The organism is Rhodococcus sp. IEGM 1379 (assembly GCF_030056815.1).
In the GTDB taxonomy this organism is placed as follows: Bacteria; Actinomycetota; Actinomycetes; order Mycobacteriales; family Mycobacteriaceae; genus Rhodococcus_F.
In genome coordinates this window covers 1-911 of record NZ_JASHKR010000188.1, presented here as the reverse complement: position 1 = coordinate 911, position 911 = coordinate 1, and the positions used below count along the sequence as shown (strand labels likewise).

Sequence of the window (911 nt, the reverse complement as noted above, 5' to 3'; positions counted from 1 at the left end):
ACGCCGCCGCCCGAGGTGATCGCGTACAGCTCGTCGTCGTCGTCGACGATGAGCGCACCGACCAGAGTGCCACGTTTCTTGTCGTACTGAATCGTGAGTACGCCCTTGCCACCGCGGCCCTGGACCGGGTAGTCCTCCATGCCGGTTCGCTTGGAGTAACCGCCCGACGTCGCGACCAGGAGGTACTTACCCTCACTGACAACGTTGAGCGAGAGCAGTTCGTCCTCGCCGTTGAAGCGCATGCCCTGGACGCCGGAAGTGGCGCGGCCCATCGGACGCAACGCTTCGTCGGTAGCGGAGAAGCGAATCGACTGTCCCTGTGCCGAGACGAGAAGCAGATCGTCGTCAGCGGAGCAAAGAACGGCGCCGACCAGTTCGTCTTCGTCGCGCAGGTTGATCGCGACGATGCCACCACTGCGGTTGGAGTCGAAGTCGGTGAGCTTGGACTTCTTGACCAGACCGTTGCGGGTGGCGAGCACCAGGTAAGGCGCGTCTTCGTACGTCTTGATCTGGATGACGGACTGGATGCGCTCATCCGGCTGGAAGGCCAGCAGGTTCGCGACGTGCTGGCCGCGAGCGGTGCGACTGGCTTCGGGCAGTTCGTATGCCTTGGCGCGGTAGACGCGGCCCTTCGTGGTGAAGAAGAGGAGCCAGTCGTGCGTCGAGGTGACGAAGAAGTGCGAGACGATGTCGTCCTGCTTGAGGCCGGCACCCTGAACGCCCTTGCCGCCGCGCTTCTGCGAGCGGTAAAGGTCCGTCTTGGTGCGCTTGGCGTAGCCGGTCTCCGTGATGGTGACGACGACGTCTTCGCGGGCGATCAGATCTTCGTCGTTGACGTCTCCGTCAGCGGCGATGATGCGGGTACGACGGTCGTCGCCGTACTTGTCGACGATTTCCTTGAGCTCGTCACG

Annotated in this window: 1 protein-coding gene; it reads right to left on the bottom strand. The window is 63.2% G+C overall.

Annotation, left to right across the window (positions count from 1 at the left end; all coding sequences use genetic code 11):
- On the bottom strand, positions 1 to 911 hold a 911-nt coding region (locus QM600_RS29440), incomplete at both ends, for a DNA gyrase C-terminal beta-propeller domain-containing protein (protein WP_283265312.1).